The following is a 21677-nucleotide window of genomic DNA, read 5'->3' as shown; positions in this document are numbered from 1 at the left end:
TCAGCGCAGGTAAATTCACTGGCTGCCGCCGGATTAACGCCGTTACGACAGGAGGGGCCTACTCTTTTTGGGCTTTTCTGGCATAATCCGGGCCACTTTTTTCGCGGTAGTAGTGCACGACTTTCTACTACAAAAACGTTTGGAGCACTCGGCCACTGGCCGACGGGGAACCTCATGACGCAAGCCAATAACGCCGTGTACACCGATCTGAGTGTTGATGATCTGGTTAAAGAAGCCCTCAACCGCGGTGAAGGCGAGCTTGCCGATACCGGCGCACTGGTTGTTCGTACCGGTCACCGTACCGGCCGTTCGCCAGTCGATCGTTTCATCGTTGAAGAGCCAAGCACCCAGGCCGCTATCGCCTGGGGCCCGATCAACCGCAAGTTCCCGGCCGACAAGTTCGACGCCCTGTGGGCTCGCGTTGAGGCATTCAACAACGCGCAAGAGCATTTCGTTTCCCACGTGCATGTAGGTGCGGCTTCCGAGCACTACCTGGCCGTGAAGATGACCACCCAGACCGCCTGGCAGAACCTGTTCGGCCGTTGCCTTTTCATCAACCCGGCTCAGTACAACCCGGCGGGTCGTGAAGAGTGGCAGGTCCTGAACGTTGCCAACTTCGAATGCGTTCCAGAGCGTGACGGCACCAACTCCGACGGTTGCGTGATCATCAACTTCGCACAGAAGAAAGTGCTGATCGCCGGCATGCGTTACGCCGGTGAAATGAAGAAAGCCATGTTCTCGGTGCAGAACTTCCTGCTGCCGGCCGCTGACGTGCTGCCAATGCACTGCGCCGCCAACATCGGCGAAGAAGGCGACGTGACCCTGTTCTTCGGTCTGTCCGGCACTGGCAAGACCACCCTGTCCGCCGACGAAAGCCGTTACCTGATCGGTGACGACGAACACGGCTGGGGCGAGGGTGTGGTGTTCAACATCGAAGGCGGTTGCTATGCCAAGTGCATCGACCTGTCCGAGAAGAACGAGCCGGTTATCTGGAAAGCCATCAAGCACGGCGCGGTCCTGGAAAACGTCGTTATCGACGACGCCAAGCACGCCGACTACGCTGATGTCAGCCTGACCCAGAACAGCCGCGCCGCGTACCCGCTGGAGCACGTTGCCAAGCGTTCCGAGAAGAACCTCGGTGGCGAGCCGAACGCTGTGATCTTCCTGACCTGCGACCTGACCGGCGTTCTGCCGCCAGTGTCGATCCTCAACGAAGAACAAGCGGCTTATCACTTCCTGTCCGGTTACACCGCTCTGGTCGGTTCGACCGAAATGGGTTCGGGCAGCGGCATCAAGTCGACCTTCTCCACCTGCTTCGGCGCACCGTTCTTCCCGCGTCCGGCCGGCGAATACGCTGAGCTGCTGATCAAGCGCATCCGCGGCTTCGGCTCCAAGGTTTACCTGGTCAACACCGGCTGGACCGGCGGTGGCTACGGTGTCGGCAAACGCTTCAACATCCCGACCACCCGTGCAGTGATCGCAGCGATCCAGAGCGGCGCGCTGATCGGTACCGAGACCGAGCACCTGGACACCATCAACCTCGACGTGCCAGTGGCCGTACCGGGCGTTGAGACTGGCCTGCTGAACCCACGCAACACCTGGGCCGACAAAGCCGCCTACGACGAAGCCGCCAAAGCACTGGCCGGCCTGTTCATCGAGAACTTCAAGAAGTTCGAAGTGAGCGACGCGATCAAGGCAGCCGGTCCAAAGTTGTAAGTGCTGGATTGAGCTAGCGAAGAAGAAGCCGCCCCTCGGGGCGGCTTTTTTGTGCGCGTTGTCTCGTCCTGAAAAAGGTTAATTCGCTCATGGGGATTGCCAAATCAGTGTCAGGGCCATCTCTGTCTGGCATGAATCACTCTCACCATTTCAACCGCCTCCTGTGCGATCAGATAGATCATGACGTAGTTAGCGGTTGCAACGATTTCCCGCGTCCCTGGGACCTTGCCTTTTCTGTATAGGGTCGGACGTAATCGAGCATTCTCCGCCTTCAATTCGAAAATTTCGTCGAGGGCAATAGCTGCTTCAGGATTGTCTAGAAGGATGTGGTCCATGATTTTACTTCTGTCATCAAGCGCTGTCTGACGCCAGACTAACTTCATCAGCGCGCTCGCTGACGTATGGCATCACGCTTTGCGGCGAAAATTTTGCGAGCCTCTTCGTCGGTCACGGTCGGTCTTGAATCATCCAGACCAATTTGCACCTGCGCCTTGAACCATTCCTCGTATGCGGCGGCTTCGTGTGCCTGTTTCATCGCCTCGGAACGATCGGGGCGAGTGTAGGTTTTGATCTGGAGTGGATCATAGTTCGATGAGTCCACATCGAAGGTGGTAATTCCTACGTCTTGCAGATAAGTCACCAACGTTTCAAGTCGTTTGAATAGACGTACCTGTCGGCTACGTTGTGCAGTCAGGGAGCATTCTTTGTTCCCGTACGGGATTTGAATCGACCACCCTCCCGGATTCGCGACGATATGTGCGCTGTTTACCGAGCCTTTCTCAACCAATCGTGTGAGGGTGCTGTGATCGATAGTTTCGGCTGTCATGAGAGCGAGTCCATTAGTGAACAATGGCTCACATGCTACGCAATCAATAATAGTTTGCAAGATTCAGCTCCTATTGCCGAAAGGCGAAAATACAACATTGATGGGTTTTGATCAGGCAGGCAGCCTTGATCTGAGCGATGCCTGCCTGTGAGTGCGTTTCAGACCGGGGCTTTCCAGTTGAGCATGCGTTGCTGGGCGACTTTGAGCAGGTCGCAGCCGTCCTGGGTCAGCAGGTAGAGGGCGTGAGTGATATGCGGGATGTCTTCGAGGTCGCCGTGCTTGAAACATTGGCAGTGCAAGGTTTTGAGGAGTTCGCTGGAGGCCCGTATGCGCTGCAGGGCGGCTTCGAGGATGTCTTGCGGGTTGGCTTCTGTGTCGATGATCAGGGGCGGGGAATCGGTGAGGTTGGTGAGGAGTGGGCGGTAGCGATCAGTAAGCGGATTCCATGAATTCATTGTATTTATCCTCAAATGCATCAATTGATGCCGCCACCATCGTGACCAAGCGATGGGAGGCGGTTGTGTTCGGGTTGGTCAACCGGTGAGGATTCATACGCATTCCCGGCACGCTCGAAGGTGTCCCAAACACAGCCACCATATAGCGTGCAGACACTAGAGGTGCCAGCAGCATGCAACGGAGGGTAATGCGTATTACATTCGGGTGACCAGGCCCGAGCCGCTGATTTGGCAGCGACAGTCCGGACTACAGGACTGGGGGACTGTTCATCGATAGCCGACAAGGTGTCTTGATTTGTAGGGCCTTGCCGAAGCTTTGACGGGTCGTTGCTGATGGGCTTATCCACACCGCACCGCGTTATCGTTCTTCGCGAGCAGACTCGCTCCCACAAGGGATGGTGGTGTTTTTCCACCGGTGAGTTTCGGCAAGCGCTGCCGGGCGATGTCGAGCAGGTCGTTGCCGTCCTGGGTCAGCAGGTACAGGGCGCTGACGATCTTGGGGATGTCGCTCGCTTCGGCCTGGTTGAAACATGTGCAGTAAAGGGTTTCGAGCAGGTCGCTGGCGGCGCGGATGCGTTGTCCGGCGGCGTCGAGGATCTCGTAGGGGTCGGCTTCGGTATCGATGACCAGCACCGGGGTTTCGCTGTAGCTGGATTTAAGCGGCTGATAGCGTTCGGTAGATGTCTTTAGCGAGGGCATTGATGTCGGTCCTGTAAGAGATCGGAGGTCACTCCGGCAGGCCGCCACAGTATTTTCAGCCGCGCCAAAACTATGAAGAGTGTGGCGAAGCAGAGCAATACAGTCGCAATGGACAGGTTTTGTAGGGCGTTTACTGCCTTGGGGGGGAATGCTCCTACACACCCCCTGGTTTCATCGAAGAATGCTTCTACAGGAAATGATTCCTACAAAGCTGTGCAGAAAAATATGTAGGGTGCTTGGTGGGCTGGATTCAATCGACCGCAGCTGCGGGGGGACGTCGCGACGCCGCATCAAGGTCGAGTAATCCTCGACCGTAGGCTTCACTGTTGGCATAGAGACCGGTTCGGTTTGCGGTTTCAAGCAAGTGGTCGCGCACTTGCTGTGCACTCATTTCGGGATACAGGCTCTGGACTGCCGCCAATGCGCCACTGACCAATGCGGCGGCGGGGGACGTCCCGGCAGTCTGGACGTATGTGCCGTCCTTGCCAGTGGTCAGCAATCCCTGGCCTGCGCCTGAGTCCCCACCGGGAACGGCGATGCACCAGGCCGCTGCGACACCACAGTAGTTGGATTTGCCATTGATGGCACTGCCATTGTTTTTCAATGCAACGACGGCGATCCAGCCCTTTTCCAACTCAGGGATGGCAAGGGGTAAACCCGGCTCTGCCAGAGGCTCTCGTTTGAGTTCATTACCGGTCGGAAACACAAATACCGCGCCTTGCTGAACCAGTTTTCGAGCGCTCGCCAGCGACTCGGGCATGACCTGGTTGTAACGCGCTTCGGTGATTTCCGTTGCTGGAATGGCATTGGCCCACGAGTTGTTGAATATGCGCGCACCACGATCGAATCCGGCTTGCCAGGAGCGGGAAATTTCACTGTCGAAGAAGAAGGGTTCGTTGTCGTCACCGAAACGGAAGGGGATCAGTTGAGCGTTGAACGCAACGCCGTGCATACCCTGGTCGTCTTTGTTGGCGGCCAGAATGCCGGCCATTTGAGTGCCGTGGCCAACGCGGTCATGGGTGCCGGGACGATTCTCGACATAGTCAAAACCGGGGTCGCGGACCCTGCCTTGAAACGCTGGCAGTTCGGCGTTCAGGCCTGAGTCAATCAATGCGACGGGTACGCCTTGGCCGGTGCCGCCACGTGCGTACAGGCGTGATGCCTGAATGACCGCCAACCCTTTTTGAGCGTGATACTCGGCTGTTTCGAATGTGTCCGGTTTGATTGCGGGCTTTTCGGGCACGGTCAGACATCCACTGAGCAGCAGCGGCACTGGCAGCAAAAGAGCAAATGGAAAAAAAGTTCGTCGAAACATTGTCGATCCTTCGGCAGGGGCCGCGCACATCGGGCCTCCTGTTGTCATGAAGACTTCGCGCAGCGTTACGGGTGTGGGGGTGAACCATACCTGCGGGGGGAGACGGGGCGTCAGATGGCAAAGTGCTCTGTGTGTTTCAACCTGTGGCGTCAGCGGGGCGCGTTGAGGCTGTATCATCCCGTATCGTTTATGCCCCCGACCTTTTCTTGACTCGCTGTGATCGCCGGCCAGGCTTTTAGCACTGCGGCGGTCAACGGAGTGACAGCTTATGCACAACACCCTGGAACAGGTTTTCGGTTATCCACAGTTTCGACCCGGTCAGGAGGTGGCGGTCAGTGCCGTGTTGGCCGGGCGTTCGGCGGCGGCGATTTTTCCCACCGGTTCCGGCAAATCCCTTTGCTACCAATTGCCGGCGCTGTTGCTGCCGCACCTGACGCTGGTGGTCTCACCGTTGCTGGCGCTGATGCAGGATCAACTGGCGTTCCTGCAACGCCACGGCATCTCGGCGGGCAGTATCGATTCGGCCCAGAGCCGCGATGACGCCAGCGATGTCATGGGCCGTGCCAGGTCCGGCGAGTTGAAGATTCTGATGATCTCGGTGGAGCGCTTGAAGAACGAGCGTTTTCGCCATTTCCTGCAGCAAGTACCGATCTCGCTGTTGGTGGTGGACGAGGCGCACTGCATCTCCGAATGGGGGCATAACTTTCGCCCGGACTACCTCAAGCTTCCCGACTATCAACGTCAGTTCAATATCCCTCAGGTGCTGCTGCTGACCGCAACGGCGACGCCCAGGGTCATCGCCGACATGCAGGCGAAATTCGCCATCGCCGCCGAAGATGTAGTGACTACCGGTTTCTATCGCCCGAACCTGAATTTGCTGGTGGAGCCGGTTCGCGGAGCGGACAAGCGCAGACGCCTCGTCGAGTGGATGAGCCAGCGTGCGGACCAGCCGAGCATCGTCTACGTCACCCTGCAGAAAACCGCCGAGCACATCGCCGAACACCTGAACCGCAACGGCATTCAGGCCGAGGCCTATCACGCCGGATTGCCCCATGAGCAACGAGAAGCGATCCAGCGTCGCTTCATGGGCGGGCAGTCCAATTGCATCGTCGCTACCATCGCTTTTGGCATGGGCATCGACAAAAGCGACATCCGCAACGTGGTGCATTTTGACCTGCCCAAATCCATCGAAAACTACAGTCAGGAAATCGGCCGCGCCGGGCGTGACGGGCAGCCGTCGGACTGCCTGGTGTTGGCCAACCGTGACAGCCTCAACGTGCTGGAGAACTTCGTCTACGGCGACACGCCCGAGCTGGATGGCATCCGTTGCGTGCTTGACGAGATTCATGTCGCAGCCCCGAAGGGCAGTGGGAGTTTCTGCTGGGGCCGTTGTCAGACCAGAGCAATATTCGCCAGTTGCCGCTCAAGACTTTGCTGGTGCAACTCGAATTGCGCGGGTTGATCGCCCCGCGCTACGCGTACTACGCCGAGTACCGTTTCAAGTATGTGCAGGAGCCCGAGGCGCTATTGGCGCGTTTCGAAGGCGAGCGCAGGGATTTTGTCGCGGCAATCATCCAGACCTCCAGCCGTGCCCGGACCTGGGCAACGGTGAACTTCGAGGCGTTGTACGAGCAGCATCAGGCCGAGCGCAGTCGGGTGGTCAAGGCGCTGGATTACTTCCAGGAGAAGGGCTGGGTGGAGCTCGAAAGCAAGCAGATGACGGAGGTCTACAGCGTGCTGCAAAGCGGATTCGACAGCGTCGCATTGAGCGAGGAACTGCACGGCTGTTTCACTCGGCATGAGCGCACCGAGATCGCGCGGATTCACGCGATGCTGGATCTGTTCGCCACCGACCATTGCCTGGGTTATCGCCTGGCCGAGTATTTCGGTGACCACAATGCCCCGCAGCAATGCGGGCATTGTTCGGTGTGTCATGGGCAGGTGGCGCGGCTACCGGCACCACCGGCGTTGCCGGCGCTTGTGGATAAAAATTTCGAGACGCTGTGCGGCGGTTTTATCCACAGGCACGAGCAGCACACGGGCAACCTGCCCTCGGCTGAACGCGTGACACGGTTTCTGTGCGGGATCAGCGTGCCGCTGTTCACCAGGCTCAAGGCGCGGGCGATTACCGGGTTTGCGGTACTGGAGGATTACCCGTATGCCGAGGTGCGCGAGTGGGCCGAGCAACATCTGGCAGGCTGAACTGTGGTCCTTGTGGGAGCGGGCTTGCTCGCGAAAGCGGTGGGTCAGTCACCATCAATGCCAATTGATGGATCGCCTTCGCGAGCAAGCCCGCTCCCACAGGATTTTGCGATGTACATAACGGGGCACATCCATCCGCTGAATGTTGCTCATCACAGGAATAAATTTCAAAAAAGCCCGGTGGCTGACTATGGTGATGGCTGTCTTCGGATCGCCAACAAGAGAACAAAACATGAGCCAGACACCGTCGAATATTCAGCGCGCCGCCGTCATCGGCGCGGGCACCATGGGCCGTGGCATTGTCATGTGCCTGGCCAACGCCGGAGTGGCTGTGCAGTGGGTCGACAACAATCCGCAAATGCTGGAGCAAGCGCTGGCCACCGTGGCGGACACCTACGCCCACAACGTGCGCCAGGGCCGGATTGAGCAGGGCGAAGCCGATGCCCGTGTCGCGCGCATAACGGCGGCAGATGATTATGTGGCCATCCGCGATGTCGACCTGGTCATTGAAGCGGTGTACGAAAACCTTGAGCTCAAGCAGAAAATTTTCCGCGAGCTCGATGGCCTGCTCAAGCCTGAAGCGATCCTGGCGAGCAATACTTCGGCGCTGGACATCGACGCTATCGCGGCGGTCACACGCCGACCGCAGCAAGTGCTGGGCCTGCATTTCTTCAACCCGGCGCACATTATGAAGCTGCTGGAAATCGTCCGCGGTGCACGGACGGCGCCCGCAGTGCTCGACACGGCACTGGCGCTCGGCCAGCGCATGGGCAAGGTCAGTGTGGTGGCGGGCAATTGCGACGGTTTCATCGGCAACCGCATGCTCAATACCTATGTGCTCGAAGCGCGAAAAATGCTGCTGGAAGGCGCTTATCCCTATCAGGTGGACGCAGCGCTGCAAGGGTTCGGTTTCGCCATGGGGCCGTTCCGCATGTTCGACGTGGTGGGCGTGGACCTGCAGTGGCGCGCCCGGCAACTGTCCGGTATCGGGCAGGACGCGCCAGAGGTTCAGGTGGATAACCGACTGTGCGAGATGGGGCGCTTTGGTCAGAAGAGTGGTAATGGCTATTACCACTATGAGCCGGGCAGTCGCCAGGCCGAACATGATCCGCAGGTCGACGCACTGGTGCTTCAAGTCAGTGAAGAACTGGGGTTCCACCGTCGCGTGATCGCCCCGGAGGAAATTCTCGAGCGCTGCTTGCTGGCACTGGTCAATGAAGGCGCGAAGATCCTTCAGGAAGGCATTGCCGGGTCAGCTCATGACATTGATCTGGTCTACCTCAATGGCTACGGCTTCCCGGCGGACAAGGGCGGGCCGATGGCCTGGGCCGACCAGCAAGGGTTGGCGGATATTCATCGGCGCTTGATGGATCTTGAAACGCGTCAGGGCGATCACTGGCAACCGGCGCGGTTGATTGGGGAGTTGGAGGCGGTGGGTAAGGGCTTTGCTGACAAGTGATTGATGTGGCGCCTTTGAGAGCGCTTTTGCGAGCAGGCTCGCTCCCACAGATGATCGTTGTTGCCCACAGATTTTGTGTACGACACAAATTCAATGTGGGAGCGAGCCTGCTCGCGATGAATACAACGCGGTTTTCGCCTTAGACTGGCGAACCCACTCAGGAATCAACACTGATGCCCCAACGCACCGACTACCCACACTTCCAGCCCATCACCACCCGCTGGCACGACAATGACGCCTACGGTCACGTCAACAACGTCACCTACTACAGCTTCTTCGATACGGCGGTGAACACCTACCTGATCGAAGTCGGTGGCCTGAACATCCATGACGGTGAGGTGGTGGGGTTCGTGGTGAGCTCGGCTTGTGATTACTTTGCGTCCATTGCCTTCCCGGACCGCATCGAGATCGGTCTGCGGGTGGGCAAGTTGGGCAACAGCTCGGTGCAGTACGAACTGGCGGTGTTCAAGCAAGGGGAAGATGAAGCCTGCGCGGCGGGGCGCTTCGTGCATGTGTTTGTCGATCGTGGGTCGAATCGGCCCGTGGCGATTCCTTCAAGGTTGCGCGGTGCGCTGGAGCGTCTGGTGGTTCAGTAAGGCAAAAAAATCGCAGCCCTTGGGCTGCGATTTTTGATGGACCCGTTATAGCGAGGCGATGGATGCCTTAGTCGTCGTCGTGCCAGCGATGCTTGCGGTGGCCATAGGCATGACCGCGGTGACGGTGGCCGTCACGGTAGTAACGACGATCGTCATGGCCGCGATAGTAACGACGATCGCCGTCCTCATTATCGTACTCTTTGCCCATGTAGTTACCCAGTGCGCCACCGGCACCGCCGCCTGCTGCGGCGCCGATCAGGCTGCCGGTGGTGCCGCCCATGCTGCGGCCGACCACGTTACCGCCTGCAGCACCCAACGCACCGCCAATGGCTGCTTCGCCACGGCTGTGTTTGTTTGCGCCGACGGCGCTACCACCCGCGCCACCCAGGGCCGCGCCGATGGTGGAACCTGTACTGCCGCCTAACGACTGGCCGACGACCGAGCCTAGAACCCCGCCCAATGCGCCGCCTACACCGGCTTCGGTGGTGCCGCCAGCAGACGCGATACCGCTGACCAGGCCAAGGGACAACAAGAGAATCGAGGAGAACTTCATGGAGGAACCTCAAGGGGATGACGGCGCGATCCTGAGGCTCTGGAATGGGCGTGACAATCGAAATCCGACGAATAACACGACCTGTATACAATATTGCAAGTTACTGTTTTTTGGGCGGAACTTAACGTTTTTTTGCGGGTCTTTTACTACTTCGCAAAGGCCGTTTTCATGAGGAAACGGCCTTTTTTGTGGGCGAAAGGAAAGCGTTTGATTCGGAAAAACCGTTGATCGATCTACCGTATTCGCGAGCAAGCCCGCTCCCACATTTTGATCTTCGGTGAACACATGTTTGCGTACGACGGAGATTCAATGTGGGAGCGAGCTTGGTCCGGGCGGCGTTCCGACGATGGGGCCAGTCCAGACGCTGAGAGTTTACGCAGACCTGGCCATGATCAACCCGGTCTCGCTCGCCGCTTCCAACCGGATCGCCACAAACTTCGATGTTGGCGTATGGCTGCCATTGCCGGTGCTTTCCAGCGGCACCAACGGGTTCACTTCCGGGTAGTAGGCTGCCGCTTGCCCGGCCGGGATATCAAACGCCAGCAGCGTGAAGCCTTTTACCCGACGTTCAACGCCATCGTCCCAGAGCGAAACGATGTCCGCCTTCTGCCCCGGCTTGAAGCCCAGGCGGATGATGTCGGCTTCGTTGACGAAAAGCACGTCGCGCTGACCTTTGACTCCACGATAACGATCGTTGAGACCATAGATGGTGGTGTTGTACTGATCGTGGGAACGCATCGATTGCATGATCAGATCCGGCAGCACACCGGTGGCGCGGGTGCGTTCGTGCACCAGGTCTTTGGGCAGCGCGTTCGGACGGAAATTGGCCCGGCCTGAAGCGGTGTTCCACTTGCGTGCGCCAGCACTGTTGCCCAGGTAGAAACCGCCCGGATTCCTGACCTTCTCATTGAAGTCCTGGAAGCCCGGAATGGTCTCGGCGATCAGGTCGCGGATGCGGCGGTAGTCTGCCACCAGCCAGTTCCAGTCCACCGGGTGCTTGCCCAGAGTCGCGGCAGCGATGCCGGCCAGGATCGCCGGTTCCGAGCGCATCTGGTTCGACAGTGGCTGTAACTGACCATTGGAGGCGTGGACCATGCTGAACGAATCTTCGACGGTCACCGCTTGCGGGCCTTCGGTCTGGATATCGATGTCGGTGCGACCCAGGCACGGCAGGATCAGTGCGTCCTTGCCATGGGTCAAATGGCTGCGGTTGAGCTTGGTGCTGATCTGCACGGTCAGGTCGCAGTTTTGCAGGGCCTGGAACGTGCGCGGGCTGTCTGGCGTTGCCTGGGCGAAATTGCCCCCCAGACCGATGAATACTTTCGCCCGGCCTTCAGCCATCGCATGAATCGCCTCGACCACGTTATGGCCGTTGTGGCGTGGCACCTTGAACTGGAAGCGACGCTCCAGGGCTTCGAGGAACGCCACCGGCGGCCGTTCGTTGATGCCCATGGTCCGGTCGCCCTGCACGTTGCTGTGACCACGTACCGGGCACAGACCAGCTCCCGGCCGACCAATGTTGCCGCGCAGCATCATCAGGTTGGCGATTTCCTGGATGGTCGCCACCGAATGGCGATGCTGGGTGATGCCCATGGCCCAGCACATGATGACGTTCTTGCCCTTGGCGTACATGCGCGCCGCTTGTTCGATCTCTACCAGCGTCAGGCCCGACTGCTCGACGATCTGCTCCCACGGTGTTTCGTCGATGGTCGTCAGGTACTCCAGCACATTGGCGCTGTGCTCATTGAGAAAATCGTGGTCGAACACCGCCGGGGCGCCGCTGCGCTGCGCATCGCGCTCCCACAGCAGGAGGAATTTCGCCATGCCGCGCATGATCGCCATGTCACCGCCAAGGGCCGGGCGGAAGAACGCGGTATTGGTCGGCTTGTCGCCGTTGGTGAGCATTTCGAACGCGTGCTGCGGATGCTGGAAACGTTCCAGGCCACGTTCCTTGAGCGGGTTGATGCACACCACCTGAGCGCCGCGCTTGACCGCTTCGCGTAGCGGTTCGAGCATCCGCGGGTGGTTGGTGCCGGGGTTCTGGCCCCAGACGAAAATCGCATCGGCGTGTTCGAAGTCGTCGAAGGTCACGGTGCCTTTGCCGACGCCGACGCTTTGCGACAACGCAACACCGCTGGCCTCGTGGCACATGTTCGAGCAGTCAGGGAAGTTGTTGGTGCCATAGGCACGCACGAACAGCTGATACAGATAGGCTGCTTCGTTGCTGGCGCGGCCCGAGGTGTAGAACTCGGCCTGATCCGGACTCGACAAGCCGTTCAGGTGTTTGGCGATCAGCGCGAAGGCGTCGTCCCAACTGATCGGTTTATAGCGGTCGGTTTCGGCGTCGTAGCTCATCGGCTCGGTCAGGCGGCCTTGATATTCGAGCCAGTAGTCGCTTTGCTCCAGCAGCGAGGTGACGCTGTGTCTGGCGAAGAATTTGGCATCAACCCGGCGCTTGGTCGCTTCCCAGTTCACCGCTTTGGCGCCGTTCTCGCAGAACATCACCATGCCCTTTTCCGGAGAATCGCCCCAGGCGCAGCCCGGGCAGTCGAAGCCACCGTTCTGGTTGGTCTTGAGCATTATGCGCAGGTTTTTCAGCGCGTTGTCGCTGGTCAACCAGGCCTGGGCGACGCTGATCAGTGCGCCCCAGCCACCGGCCGGGCCTTTGTAGGGTTTGTAGCGAGGGACAGGTGTCTGGTCGGCTTGACGGTGTTGACTCACGCTTGATTCTCCGACGTTGGGCTGTACACCCGCGGTGCATTCTTCTGTGGCAAATGAATGAGGTTGAGGTTGTGGCGGCGGGCCCATTGCACGGCAAGGCCGGTGGGCGACGACAGGCTGACGAGGGTCTGGATGCCGGCACGCAAGACCTTCTGGATCAATTCGAGGCTGCAACGACTGGTGACAATCACCAGCCCGCCAGCGGTCGGGATTTTTTGCCGGATCAGCCCGCCGATCAGTTTGTCGAGGGCATTGTGCCGGCCGATGTCTTCACGCCCCAGCAGCAATTCGCCTTGAGCGTTCATGAACACGGCCGCGTGCACCGCACCGCAATGCTGGCCCAACGGCTGGAAGGCGCCGATGCGCTGGCGCAGGCCATCGAGCCATTCGGCGGGCGGCAGCGGGGCGCCGGGCAATACCTGAAGGTCTGGCAATGCCTGCTCGACCGCTTCCACGCCGCACAGCCCGCAACCACTGGTGCCGGCCAGTTGCCGACGCTGTTGCTTGAGGTTCCAGAATGCGCGGTTGGCGATGGTCACTTGCGCGTATTGCGCTGACCCTGAGCCGCTGAGTTGCAGGTCATAAATATCAGTGGCATCGATGATGATGCCGCTGCCCAGGCTAAAACCGACGATGAAGTCTTCGAGGTCCGTTGGCGTCACCAGCATGACTGCCTGGCTGATGCCGTTGTAGGCAATCGCCAACGCGACTTCCTCGGCCAGCGCGGCGCTGTCCGATTCCGAGTATTCAAGGTTGCTGTAGCTGTACGTCTGGCTTGCGGCGGGCGCGGGCGTTTCGAGGGCAGGCGCCGCGCAGGCTGGGCGCTTGGCGTTCATGGCATCACCGACGGATTGATCAGCTTTAAGACTAGGCGCGGCAACTTGTCGCGTCTAATCGCTATTACTGATCTACCGATAGATGCCGTCGATCAAGAGTTCGTCTGCGATTGCCGATAGATCGCGAAACAGGCCTCCGCCAGGGCCGAGCGTGGCGCGCTGCGACGCATGATCAGCCCCAGGCGGCCAAGGGTCTGGGCGTTCTCGATCGGTTGCAGGCGCAGGTGTTCGGTCAGCCCTTCGAGGCCACCGTCCAATGGCATCACGGCGCAACACAGGCCGCCGTGCACCGCTTGCAGCAGTTGATGAACGGCGTCGGTCTGCAACAACGGTTGTGGGGTGAGGCCGCGGCTGTGGAAGTTATGGTCGATGGATTGGCGAAAGTGCATGCCGCTGGTGAGCATGCCCAGTGGCAGTTCGATCAATGATTCCCAGCTCAGTGGCGCCTCGCCAAAGGTGAAGAAACGTTGGTCGTAGAGCAACCCCATGCGAGTTTCGCTGAAGGCCAGGGAGTCGAAATGTTCGACATCGAGGCGTTCCAGATAGGAAACACCGAGGTCCAGGCGATTGTTCGCCAGTTGTTCGAGGATCTGTTCCGAACTCAGCGCCGAGAGTTCGAAACGCAGGTTCGGATGCTCCCCGTGCAGGCGTTGCAGCAGCGGCAGCGGGTCGAAACTCGACAGCGGCACCATGCCCAGGCGTAAGGTGCCGACCAGGTTGCCACGACAGGCGGCCGCTTCGGCGTACAAACCGTCATAGGCTGCCAGCACCGTGCGCGCCCAGGCCAGCACCCGCTCGCCCGGCGCGGTGAAGCCCTCGAAGCGCTGGCCACGATTGACCAGCGGCAAATCGAGTTCTTCTTCGAGACTGCGCAGGCGCATGGACAGGGTTGGCTGGGTGATGTGGCAGCGTGCGGCGGCCTGGCCGAAATGGCGGGTTTCGTCGAGCGCGATGAGGAATTTCAGCTGCTTGATGTCCATCTTCGCTCCTGGGCGCGGGAAGGGGCGGATTCTATCGCAAGCGGGGTCATTGGTCGGGTTGAAATCGCAAGTGATGGCCGTGTTCTAGGCTTTTGCGTCTGGAACCTCAAACCCAAGGAGAGTGCACCATGAGTCTTTTGAGCTTTGTGAAGGAAGCAGGCGAAAAACTGCTGGATCTGCTGACACCAGGCAATGCCAATGCCAGTGAGCAGTTGAAAGAACACATCAGCAAAGTCGGCCTGGGTAATCCGAATGTGCAAGCGACGGTCGATGGTGACAAGGTGACGGTGACTGGCGAAGTGGCGAGCCAGGAAGAGAAGGAAAAGATCCTGCTGGCGGTGGGCAATATTGCCGGGGTTGGCAGCGTGGATGATCAGATTGCTGTGACCGGGCCGGTCGTTGCTGCCGCACGTTTCGTGGTCGTGAAGAAGGGCGATACCCTCAGCGCCATATCTTTGGCCGTGTATGGCAGTGCCAACCAGTACAACAAGATTTTCGAAGCCAACAAACCGATGCTGTCGCACCCGGACAAGATCTATCCGGGGCAGACGTTGCGGATTCCCGAGTGATACTTCAAACCGCGTGATGGCCATCACGGGCAAGCCACGCTCCCACAGGACCTGCGTCGTTCACGACGGATGCGAACGACACAGGTCCTGTGGGAGCGGGCTTGCCCGCGATGCAGGCAACGCGGTCTAGAGACCTGCAATCAAATCCCGATAATCCCCCACCGCTGCAAACTCCGCCGTATCCTTCGGCCCTTTGCGGCTGTCTGGCTCGCGCACGGCCAGCAAATGCGCCACACCAAAGTCCCGTGCGCTGCGCAGGATCGGCAAGGTGTCGTCGATGAACAGGCTGCGCGCCGGATCGAAATCGATGTCGGCTTGCAGCGCATCCCAGAACTGCGGGTTTTCCTTGGGGAAGCCGTAGTCGTGGGAACTGATCAAGCGTTCGAAGTAGGGTGCCAGTTCGATTTTTTCCAGCTTCAACGACAGCGCATCCCGATGGGCATTGGTGATCAGCACCACGCGCTTGCCGGCCCGTTTGATCGCCGCCAGAAAGGTGTCGGCGTCCGGGCGCAGGGCGATCAGATGCGCGGTTTCCAGTTTCAGGTCGCGCACCGACAGCTTCAGTTCGGCGCTCCAGAAGTCGAGGCAGTACCACTGCAACTGGCCGGCATTGCGCTCGAATAACGGCTGCAATTCCATCTCGGCCATGGCCCGACTGACCCCGTGCAGTTCGGCGTAACGCTGGGGCAGGTGCTCCATCCAGAAATGATTGTCGAAATGCAGATCCAGCAGCGTGCCGTCCATGTCCAGCAGAACGGTATCGATGTCGGACCAGGGTAATGAAGGCATGGCAACGTCTCGGGCAGTAGAAAGATTTCTGGCGTAAACAATCGGGAAAGCCGCGTTATAGTAGCGCGTTCACGCCAAGGAGCTTTGCATGCGCCAGAAACCCACCATACTCGCCCGCGAAATTGTCGCCACCAGTCGATTGTTCTGCGTGGAGGAGCTGAAGTTGCGCTTTGCCAATGGCGTGGAGCGCACGTATGAGCGCCTGGTTGGCAAAGGGGCCGGGTACGGCGCGGTAATGATCGTGGCGATGCTCGATGCCGAACATGCGGTGCTGGTCGAGGAGTATTGCGGCGGCACGGATGAATATGAAATGTCATTGCCCAAGGGTTTGATCGAGCCGGGTGAAGACGTGTTGGCGGCAGCCGAGCGTGAGCTCAAGGAAGAGGCCGGGTTCGGCGCGCGGCAGCTGGAGCACCTGACCGAGTTGTCGTTGTCCCCCGGTTACATGAGCCAGAAGATTCAGGTGGTGCTGGCTACCGACCTCTACGAAGAGCGCCTGGAAGGCGACGAGCCCGAGCCGATGCGGGTGGACAAGGTCAATCTGCGTGAACTCGCGGCGCTGGCGCAAAACCCTCAATTTACTGAAGGCCGTGCCTTGGCGGCGCTGTACCTGGCCCGAGACCTGTTGACTCAGCGCGGGGCGTTCCAGCCATGAATTTCCCGCATCCGTTGATGGCACCGGTCATCGAGCTGGCCTTGCAGGCTGGTGAGGCGATCCTGCCATTTTGGCGCACAGGCACTGCCGTCACGGCGAAGGCCGATGATTCGCCGGTGACCGCTGCTGACCTGGCCGCGCACCACCTGATTCTGGCCGGGCTGACGGCGCTCGATCCGGGCATCCCGGTGCTCTCCGAAGAGGACGCCAACATTCCCCAAGGCGTTCGTGCCGGCTGGCAGCGTTGGTGGTTGGTCGATCCGCTGGATGGCACCAAGGAATTCATCAGCGGCAGCGAAGAGTTCACCGTCAACATCGCCCTGATCGAAAACGGTCGAGTGGTGTTCGGTGTGGTGTCGATGCCGACCAACGGCCGTTTTTATGTCGGCGGCGCCGGCCTCGGTGCCTGGCGCGGCGATAAAGGTGGCACGCCTGTGGCGATTCAGGTGCGTGATGCGTTAGCGCCAGGCGAGTCGTTCACCGTGGTGGCCAGTCGTCGCCATTCGAGCCCGGAGCAGGAGCGTTTGCTGGCCGGGCTGAGTGCCAGCCTTGGCGAGCTGCAACTGGCCAATATCGGCAGTTCGCTGAAGTTTTGCCTGCTGGCGGAAGGGGCCGCGGATTGCTATCCGCGCCTGGCACCGACTTCGCAGTGGGACACGGCGGCAGCGCAAGGTGTGCTGGAAGGCGCCGGCGGTGAGGTGCTGGAGTTGAGCGGCGAGCCGTTCAGCTATCCGCCGCGAGAGTCGCTGTTGAACCCGTTTTTTCTGGCGTTGCCGGCAAAGGCGGCGTGGCGGGATAGACTGCTGGAGCTGGCTAGCCTGTAGGAGCTGGCTTGCCAGCGAAGCGGTGTGTCAGGCACACCGCGTTGCATCATTCGCCGGGAAGCCGGCTCTTACAGGCGCATTGGTGTTCAACGGTGCAGCACGTACTGCCCGACAAACCTCACCGCATCCTCATCACGACCTTCATTGACGACCCGCGTATGCAGCGTCAACCGCGCTCGGCTATAGCGCTGGAACGTGGTCAGGAATTTCTTCCAGATCACCGGATCCGGCGCCTGGCAAATGGCGTTGGCATCGCCCGTTACCGGCAGCGGGTAACTGATCTGTCCTTCCTGAATCACGATGTGCCCGTCGGTAATGCCTTCTTCCTTGAGGCGCAAATGCAGCCAGCCCCAGCCGGCCAGGACCGCGCCGCAATACAGGCTGCCGCCGAACATGGTGCTCTTGTGATTGACGTTGGCTTCCAGCGGCAGGTGCAGGCGCAGTTGCTGGTCATGCCAGTCGAGCACTTTGAGGCCCATGTCCCGGGTGAGGGGAATGTCGTGATGCAGGACTGATTCCAGTTGTCGGCTGTCGCGGCTCATTCAGGGGCCTCTTGCTTGAAGTGGATGATTGGACGGTAGCTCAGTCGAGGTCGTCAGGGTGGGCCGGGGCGCCACTGTCCGAGAAGCTCAAACCGTGTTTGCGCAGTTTGTCGTGCAGGGTCTTGCGCGGAACGCCGAGGGCTTCGGCGACGCTGCGCACGGAGCTGTGTGGGCGCGCCAGCTCGGCGGCAATGAGGGTTTTTTCGAAGTTCTCCACCTGCTCGCTCAAACCGCCGCTGACGACTTCGACCCTGTTGCCAGCGCTGCCATCCGGCGTGCTGTTGTCGAGGGCCAGTTCCAGCCCGAGGGCAAACCGCTCGGCCGCATTTTGCAGCTCGCGCACGTTGCCGGGCCAGGTATGGCGCAGCAGCAAGGCTCGTTGCCCCGGTTGCAGTTCATGGGGCGGCAAGCTGTGGCGGGCACTGGCTTCATCGGCAAAATGCTGGAACAGCATCAGGGCATCTTCGCCCCGCTCGCGCAGCGGTGGAATCCGCAATGGCGCGACGTTCAGGCGGTAATACAAGTCGGCACGGAAACGCCCTTGATCCGCCGCCTGGCGCAGGTCTTCCTTGGTGGCGGCGATGATGCGGATGTCCAGCGGGATCAGTTGATTGCCGCCCAGGCGTTCGACCACCCGTTCTTGCAGCAAGCGCAGTAATTTGACCTGCACATCCAGGCTCATGCTTTCGATTTCATCGAGGAACAAGGTGCCGCCATTGGCGAATTCGAACTTGCCGATGCGGCGTTTCTGCGCCCCGGTGAAGGCGCCGGGCTCGTGACCGAACAGCTCGCTTTCGACCACTGATTCGGCCAGGGCACCGGCGTTGATCGCCACGAACGGTCCATTGCGACGGTTCGATAAATCGTGCAGCGCCCGGGCCACGACTTCTTTGCCAGCGCCGGTTTCGCCGAGGATCAGCACATCGGCCCTGGTCGCGGCCAGCGCGCCGATCTGCTCGCGCAGGCGCAGCATCGAAGGTGAGTGGCCAACCAGACGGGCGCTTAGCTCATTGCGGTCGCTCAAGGCCAATCGCAGGCTGCGGTTGTCCAGCACCAGCCGGCGCAGGGCCAGCGCGCGGCGCACGCTGTCGAGCAGGGCGTCGCTGGCGAAGGGTTTCTCCAGAAAGTCATAGGCTCCGGCGCGCATGGCCTGCACGGCCAGCGGCACATCGCCGTGGCCGGTGATCAACAGCACCGGCAGCTCAGGGTCCTGGGCGTGCAGTTCGGTCAGCAGCTCCAGACCGTCCATACCGGGCATGCGGATGTCACTGACCACCACGCCGGGCCAGTCGCGCTCCAGTTGAGCGGCCAGGCCCTTGGCTTCGGCCAGCGGCAGGATTTTCAGGCCGGCCAGATCCAGCGTTTGGCTCAAGGCCTGACGCAAATGGGGATCGTCGTCGATCAACACGACCTGAATGCGGTTGTCGATGGTCATGCACTTCGGTCCTCGGACGGTTGCAGGCTCACGCCCGGTGCGCCTGCGCGCAGCTTCAGGGTAATCAGGGCGCCGCCCTCCTTGTGATTGGCGAACGACAGTTCGCCGCCGAAGGCGCGCATCAGGGTTTCGCAAATCGCCAGCCCCAGACCCAGGCCCTGGGTTCGGGTCTTGGTGGTGTAGAACGGCTCGCTGGCGCGCCCAAGGGCTTCCATGCAAAAGCCGGGGCCGTTGTCGCGAATGTACAGGTTGACGCCATCGGCGGTGGATTGGGCACTCAGCCAGAGTTTACGTGGCGGGCCTTTTTCCGTCAGGGCATCCAGGGCGTTGGCCAGCAGATTGCCGAGTACCTGGCGCAGGCGGGTTTCCCCGGCCTCGACCCACAGGGTGGCGGCGGGCAAGTCGCGGATCAGTTCGACTTCCATGCTGCGTCGGCGCTTGGCCAGCAAGGCCAGGGCATCATCCAGCGCCGGTTGCAGGGCGACACTTTCCGGGGCATGGCGGTCGCGCCGGGCGAAGGCGCGCAGGTGGGCGATGATCGAGGCCATGCGACCGGTCAATTCGCTGATCAGCTTGAGGTTGCCGCGGGCATCGTCGGTGCGCTGGTGATCGAGCAGTACTTCGGCGTTTTCCGCATAGCTGCGAATCGCTGCCAGCGGCTGATTGAGTTCGTGGCTGATGCTCGCCGACATGGTGCCCAGTGCCGACAATTTGCCGGCCTGCACCAGGTCATCCTGGGCGCGTACCAGATCCTGCTGGGCCTGTTCGCGCTCCAGCACTTCCTGTTTCAGGCGCCGGTTCAGGCCTTCGAGGTCGCTGGTGCGTTCGGCGACCCGACCTTCCAGTTCGCGGCGGGCCTTGGCTTCGAAAGCAATGCGTTCGAGGTAATGGCGACGGCGCTGCATCATCAGGCCAAGCAACAGCATCAATACCAGCAGCGTTGCGCCGCCGATGGCCACCACCGTGCGCACCGGGCGGTCGATCAAGGTACGCGGGGCAAGGATGCTGACATTCCAGCCGGTTTCGGCGATCTGCTGGGTCTGGGTCAGCCAGGCATTGGGATTAAGCTTCAGCGGTTTGGGCTCGCGGGTTGGGTAGGGTTGGATCGCAGTGATGGCTTTGCTTTCTTCCTCGTTCAACGGGCGGGTGGAGCGGAATCGCCACTCCGGTCGCGAGGTGAGAATCACCACGCCGTTGTGGTCGGTCAGCAGCAGTTGTTCCGGGGTTTTGCCCCAGAGGCTTTCGGTGTGGTCAAGATCGACCTTGACCACCAGCACACCAACGATTTTTTCGCCCTCGCGCACACCGGCGGCGAAGAAGTAACCGCGCTTGGCGGAGGTCGTGCCCAGGCCGAAAAAGCGCCCGAGCTTCCCGGCCATGGCTTCGCTGAAATACGGCCGGAAGGAAAAATTGCGCCCGACGAAACTGTCGTGCTTGTCCCAGTTGGAGGCGGCCAGGGTCTTGCCGGTCGCGTCCATCAGGTACATGACTTCGGCGCCGGTCTGGGTCGCAATGTTTTTCAGCAGGCGGTTGGCATTGCCTTGGGTGACGCCATCGTCCGGTGCACCGAGGACGGCGCGCAGGGCCGGCAGGTCGCCGAGGATCTGCGGCAACACTTCATAGCGGTGCAGGGTACCCAGCAGGTTGGCGACGTAGAGGTCGAGGGTCTGGCGATTCTGGCTGGCCAGCTCGCTGCGGTAATAACGCTCGGCGAGATGCTCCAGGGGCCACAGCAGCGGCGCCAGGCACAGTGCCAGCAGGGCGAGACTGCGCCAACGGGGTCTGGGGGGGAGAGTCGGTTTCATGAGCCGCATGCGTCTGTGGGTACAGGCGCATTATGCCTAGGCTTGTGCACCTTGGGTCAGGTGCATCTTGATCGGGGCGCTTCAGCCGGCCTTATCAGGCAAAGACGTCGGCGTCCTTGAAAAATACGCCGGCCTGATCTTTCGCCGACAGCTGCGGCGTGCCTTCCAGTTGCCAGTCGATGGCCAGGTCCGGATCGTCCCAGCGAATGCTGCGCTCGGCGGATGGCGTGTAGTAGTCGGTGGTTTTGTAAAGGAACTCGGCAAATTCGCTCAATACCACGAACCCGTGGGCGAAACCTTCCGGGACCCAGAGCTGACGATGATTGTCGGAAGACAGTCGCACGGCGACCCATTTACCGAAGTGCGCAGAGCTGCGGCGGATGTCCACGGCTACGTCCAGCACTTCACCGGCCGTGACGCGAACCAGTTTTCCCTGGGTATTTTCCAGTTGGTAATGCAGGCCGCGCAGCACGCCCTTCTGCGATCGGGAGTGATTGTCTTGAACGAATTCAGTGTCCAGTCCGGTGGCCTCCTTGAAGGCCCGGGCGTTGAAACTCTCGTAGAAGAAACCACGTTCGTCACCAAAGACCTTGGGTTCGAGGATCAGAACACCGGGCAGGTCGGTGGTCACTACATTCATGGTGGTTCTCCAGCGGTGTGCGTTTGATGGCCGCCATTCTTGCGCAAAGCGCCGACGGGG

20 protein-coding genes and 1 pseudogene are annotated in these 21677 nt (G+C 60.3%); 7 read left to right on the top strand and 14 right to left on the bottom strand.

Features of this window, described 5'->3' with window-relative positions; genetic code table 11:
- Window positions 1–174 precede the first annotated feature (174 nt).
- The gene (locus RS887_RS26415; protein WP_111286652.1) at window positions 175–1716 is read left to right on the top strand and encodes a phosphoenolpyruvate carboxykinase; all 1542 of its coding nucleotides are present in this window, start codon (window positions 175–177) and stop codon (window positions 1714–1716) included.
- A 110-nt stretch (window positions 1717–1826) separates the two neighbouring features.
- Here RS887_RS26415 and RS887_RS26410 read toward each other — a convergent pair whose 3' ends face one another.
- The 5 genes from RS887_RS26410 to RS887_RS26390 all read right to left on the bottom strand — a co-directional run bounded on the left by RS887_RS26410 (window position 1827) and on the right by RS887_RS26390 (window position 5011).
- On the bottom strand, window positions 1827–2099 hold the full coding sequence (locus RS887_RS26410; protein ID WP_322617689.1) for a type II toxin-antitoxin system RelE/ParE family toxin: 273 nt from the start codon (window positions 2097–2099) through the stop codon (window positions 1827–1829).
- Window positions 2099–2542: a hypothetical protein gene (locus RS887_RS26405; protein ID WP_322617688.1), complete on the bottom strand. Its 444-nt coding sequence runs from the start codon at window positions 2540–2542 to the stop codon at window positions 2099–2101. Before RS887_RS26405 ends, RS887_RS26410 begins: the two co-directional genes overlap by 1 nt.
- A 158-nt stretch (window positions 2543–2700) precedes the next feature.
- On the bottom strand, window positions 2701–2997 hold the full coding sequence (locus RS887_RS26400) for a hypothetical protein (protein ID WP_322617687.1): 297 nt from the start codon (window positions 2995–2997) through the stop codon (window positions 2701–2703).
- Between the two features lie 339 nt (window positions 2998–3336).
- On the bottom strand, window positions 3337–3696 hold the full coding sequence (locus tag RS887_RS26395) for a hypothetical protein (RefSeq protein WP_322617686.1): 360 nt from the start codon (window positions 3694–3696) through the stop codon (window positions 3337–3339).
- A 250-nt stretch (window positions 3697–3946) separates the two neighbouring features.
- Complete coding sequence (locus RS887_RS26390; RefSeq protein ID WP_322617873.1) at window positions 3947–5011, bottom strand: S8 family peptidase; 1065 nt, start codon at window positions 5009–5011, stop codon at window positions 3947–3949.
- Window positions 5012–5279: 268 nt separating this feature from the next.
- Here RS887_RS26390 and RS887_RS26385 point away from each other — a divergent pair.
- From RS887_RS26385 to RS887_RS26375, 3 genes and pseudogenes are all read left to right on the top strand, one after another.
- Window positions 5280–7213, top strand: a pseudogene (locus RS887_RS26385) (ATP-dependent DNA helicase RecQ).
- Between the two features lie 232 nt (window positions 7214–7445).
- The gene (locus RS887_RS26380; protein WP_322617685.1) at window positions 7446–8672 is read left to right on the top strand and encodes a 3-hydroxyacyl-CoA dehydrogenase; all 1227 of its coding nucleotides are present in this window, start codon (window positions 7446–7448) and stop codon (window positions 8670–8672) included.
- A gap of 173 nt (window positions 8673–8845) precedes the next feature.
- Window positions 8846–9268: a thioesterase family protein gene (locus RS887_RS26375; RefSeq protein ID WP_322617684.1), complete on the top strand. Its 423-nt coding sequence runs from the start codon at window positions 8846–8848 to the stop codon at window positions 9266–9268.
- Window positions 9269–9335: 67 nt separating this feature from the next.
- Here the strand turns inward: RS887_RS26375 and RS887_RS26370 are convergent, their stop codons facing one another.
- The 4 genes from RS887_RS26370 to RS887_RS26355 form a co-directional block, all read right to left on the bottom strand.
- Window positions 9336–9821, bottom strand: coding sequence for a glycine zipper domain-containing protein (locus RS887_RS26370; RefSeq protein WP_322617683.1), 486 nt, complete (start codon window positions 9819–9821; stop codon window positions 9336–9338).
- 372 nt (window positions 9822–10193) lie between these two features.
- On the bottom strand, window positions 10194–12542 hold the full coding sequence (locus RS887_RS26365; RefSeq protein ID WP_322617682.1) for an FdhF/YdeP family oxidoreductase: 2349 nt from the start codon (window positions 12540–12542) through the stop codon (window positions 10194–10196).
- Window positions 12539–13378: a formate dehydrogenase accessory sulfurtransferase FdhD gene (gene fdhD, locus RS887_RS26360; RefSeq protein ID WP_111286667.1), complete on the bottom strand. Its 840-nt coding sequence runs from the start codon at window positions 13376–13378 to the stop codon at window positions 12539–12541. Before fdhD ends, RS887_RS26365 begins: the two co-directional genes overlap by 4 nt.
- A 92-nt stretch (window positions 13379–13470) precedes the next feature.
- A complete protein-coding gene (locus RS887_RS26355; protein WP_322617681.1) occupies window positions 13471–14358 on the bottom strand; it encodes a LysR family transcriptional regulator in 888 nt (295 codons plus the stop codon).
- A 128-nt stretch (window positions 14359–14486) separates the two neighbouring features.
- Here RS887_RS26355 and lysM point away from each other — a divergent pair, with 128 nt between their 5' ends.
- Window positions 14487–14927 (top strand): peptidoglycan-binding protein LysM, encoded by a 441-nt coding sequence (gene lysM / locus RS887_RS26350; protein WP_322617680.1) that lies wholly within the window; start codon window positions 14487–14489, stop codon window positions 14925–14927.
- Window positions 14928–15053: 126 nt separating this feature from the next.
- Here lysM and yrfG read toward each other — a convergent pair whose 3' ends face one another.
- On the bottom strand, window positions 15054–15716 hold the full coding sequence (gene yrfG, locus RS887_RS26345) for a GMP/IMP nucleotidase (protein WP_150755608.1): 663 nt from the start codon (window positions 15714–15716) through the stop codon (window positions 15054–15056).
- Between the two features lie 88 nt (window positions 15717–15804).
- Between yrfG and nudE the strand changes: the two genes are divergently transcribed.
- The gene (gene nudE, locus RS887_RS26340; RefSeq protein ID WP_322617679.1) at window positions 15805–16371 is read left to right on the top strand and encodes an ADP compounds hydrolase NudE; all 567 of its coding nucleotides are present in this window, start codon (window positions 15805–15807) and stop codon (window positions 16369–16371) included.
- Window positions 16368–17195, top strand: coding sequence for a 3'(2'),5'-bisphosphate nucleotidase CysQ (cysQ, locus tag RS887_RS26335; RefSeq protein WP_322617678.1), 828 nt, complete (start codon window positions 16368–16370; stop codon window positions 17193–17195). The genes nudE and cysQ overlap by 4 nt, the downstream gene beginning before the upstream one ends.
- Before the next feature lie 86 nt (window positions 17196–17281).
- Here cysQ and RS887_RS26330 read toward each other — a convergent pair whose 3' ends face one another.
- The 4 genes from RS887_RS26330 to rfbC all read right to left on the bottom strand — a co-directional run bounded on the left by RS887_RS26330 (window position 17282) and on the right by rfbC (window position 21617).
- A complete protein-coding gene (locus RS887_RS26330; RefSeq protein ID WP_008003181.1) occupies window positions 17282–17737 on the bottom strand; it encodes a YiiD C-terminal domain-containing protein in 456 nt (151 codons plus the stop codon).
- A 40-nt stretch (window positions 17738–17777) separates the two neighbouring features.
- On the bottom strand, window positions 17778–19172 hold the full coding sequence (locus RS887_RS26325; RefSeq protein WP_322617677.1) for a sigma-54 dependent transcriptional regulator: 1395 nt from the start codon (window positions 19170–19172) through the stop codon (window positions 17778–17780).
- Window positions 19169–20977 carry a sensor histidine kinase gene (locus RS887_RS26320; RefSeq protein ID WP_322617676.1) on the bottom strand — a complete coding sequence of 603 codons (1809 nt, stop codon included), beginning with the start codon at window positions 20975–20977 and terminating at the stop codon, window positions 19169–19171. The genes RS887_RS26325 and RS887_RS26320 overlap by 4 nt, the downstream gene beginning before the upstream one ends.
- 94 nt (window positions 20978–21071) lie before the next feature.
- The gene (gene rfbC / locus RS887_RS26315) at window positions 21072–21617 is read right to left on the bottom strand and encodes a dTDP-4-dehydrorhamnose 3,5-epimerase (protein ID WP_008019030.1); all 546 of its coding nucleotides are present in this window, start codon (window positions 21615–21617) and stop codon (window positions 21072–21074) included.
- Window positions 21618–21677 lie beyond the last annotated feature (60 nt).

Origin of the sequence: Pseudomonas sp. BIC9C, assembly GCF_034541995.1 — a bacterium.
GTDB classification, from domain to species: Bacteria; Pseudomonadota; Gammaproteobacteria; order Pseudomonadales; family Pseudomonadaceae; genus Aquipseudomonas; species Aquipseudomonas fluorescens_CC.
Note: the sequence above shows the minus strand (reverse complement) of the source record. Positions and strands in the feature narration are given on the sequence as shown.

Excerpts from the sequence above, each read along its gene's own strand:
- RS887_RS26405 (WP_322617688.1), bottom strand. The coding sequence starts at position 2,542 with ATGACAGCCGAAACTATCGATCACAGCACCCTCACACGATTGGTTGAG.
- RS887_RS26325 (WP_322617677.1), bottom strand. The coding sequence starts at position 19,172 with ATGACCATCGACAACCGCATTCAGGTCGTGTTGATCGACGACGATCCC.
- nudE (WP_322617679.1), top strand. The coding sequence starts at position 15,805 with ATGCGCCAGAAACCCACCATACTCGCCCGCGAAATTGTCGCCACCAGT.
- yrfG (WP_150755608.1), bottom strand. The coding sequence starts at position 15,716 with ATGCCTTCATTACCCTGGTCCGACATCGATACCGTTCTGCTGGACATG.
- RS887_RS26415 (WP_111286652.1), top strand. The coding sequence starts at position 175 with ATGACGCAAGCCAATAACGCCGTGTACACCGATCTGAGTGTTGATGAT.
- RS887_RS26395 (WP_322617686.1), bottom strand. The coding sequence starts at position 3,696 with ATGCCCTCGCTAAAGACATCTACCGAACGCTATCAGCCGCTTAAATCC.
- RS887_RS26355 (WP_322617681.1), bottom strand. The coding sequence starts at position 14,358 with ATGGACATCAAGCAGCTGAAATTCCTCATCGCGCTCGACGAAACCCGC.
- RS887_RS26320 (WP_322617676.1), bottom strand. The coding sequence starts at position 20,977 with ATGAAACCGACTCTCCCCCCCAGACCCCGTTGGCGCAGTCTCGCCCTG.
- RS887_RS26400 (WP_322617687.1), bottom strand. The coding sequence starts at position 2,997 with ATGAATTCATGGAATCCGCTTACTGATCGCTACCGCCCACTCCTCACC.
- rfbC (WP_008019030.1), bottom strand. The coding sequence starts at position 21,617 with ATGAATGTAGTGACCACCGACCTGCCCGGTGTTCTGATCCTCGAACCC.
- lysM (WP_322617680.1), top strand. The coding sequence starts at position 14,487 with ATGAGTCTTTTGAGCTTTGTGAAGGAAGCAGGCGAAAAACTGCTGGAT.
- RS887_RS26390 (WP_322617873.1), bottom strand. The coding sequence starts at position 5,011 with ATGTTTCGACGAACTTTTTTTCCATTTGCTCTTTTGCTGCCAGTGCCG.
- RS887_RS26410 (WP_322617689.1), bottom strand. The coding sequence starts at position 2,099 with ATGAAGTTAGTCTGGCGTCAGACAGCGCTTGATGACAGAAGTAAAATC.
- RS887_RS26380 (WP_322617685.1), top strand. The coding sequence starts at position 7,446 with ATGAGCCAGACACCGTCGAATATTCAGCGCGCCGCCGTCATCGGCGCG.
- fdhD (WP_111286667.1), bottom strand. The coding sequence starts at position 13,378 with ATGAACGCCAAGCGCCCAGCCTGCGCGGCGCCTGCCCTCGAAACGCCC.
- cysQ (WP_322617678.1), top strand. The coding sequence starts at position 16,368 with ATGAATTTCCCGCATCCGTTGATGGCACCGGTCATCGAGCTGGCCTTG.
- RS887_RS26330 (WP_008003181.1), bottom strand. The coding sequence starts at position 17,737 with ATGAGCCGCGACAGCCGACAACTGGAATCAGTCCTGCATCACGACATT.
- RS887_RS26375 (WP_322617684.1), top strand. The coding sequence starts at position 8,846 with ATGCCCCAACGCACCGACTACCCACACTTCCAGCCCATCACCACCCGC.
- RS887_RS26370 (WP_322617683.1), bottom strand. The coding sequence starts at position 9,821 with ATGAAGTTCTCCTCGATTCTCTTGTTGTCCCTTGGCCTGGTCAGCGGT.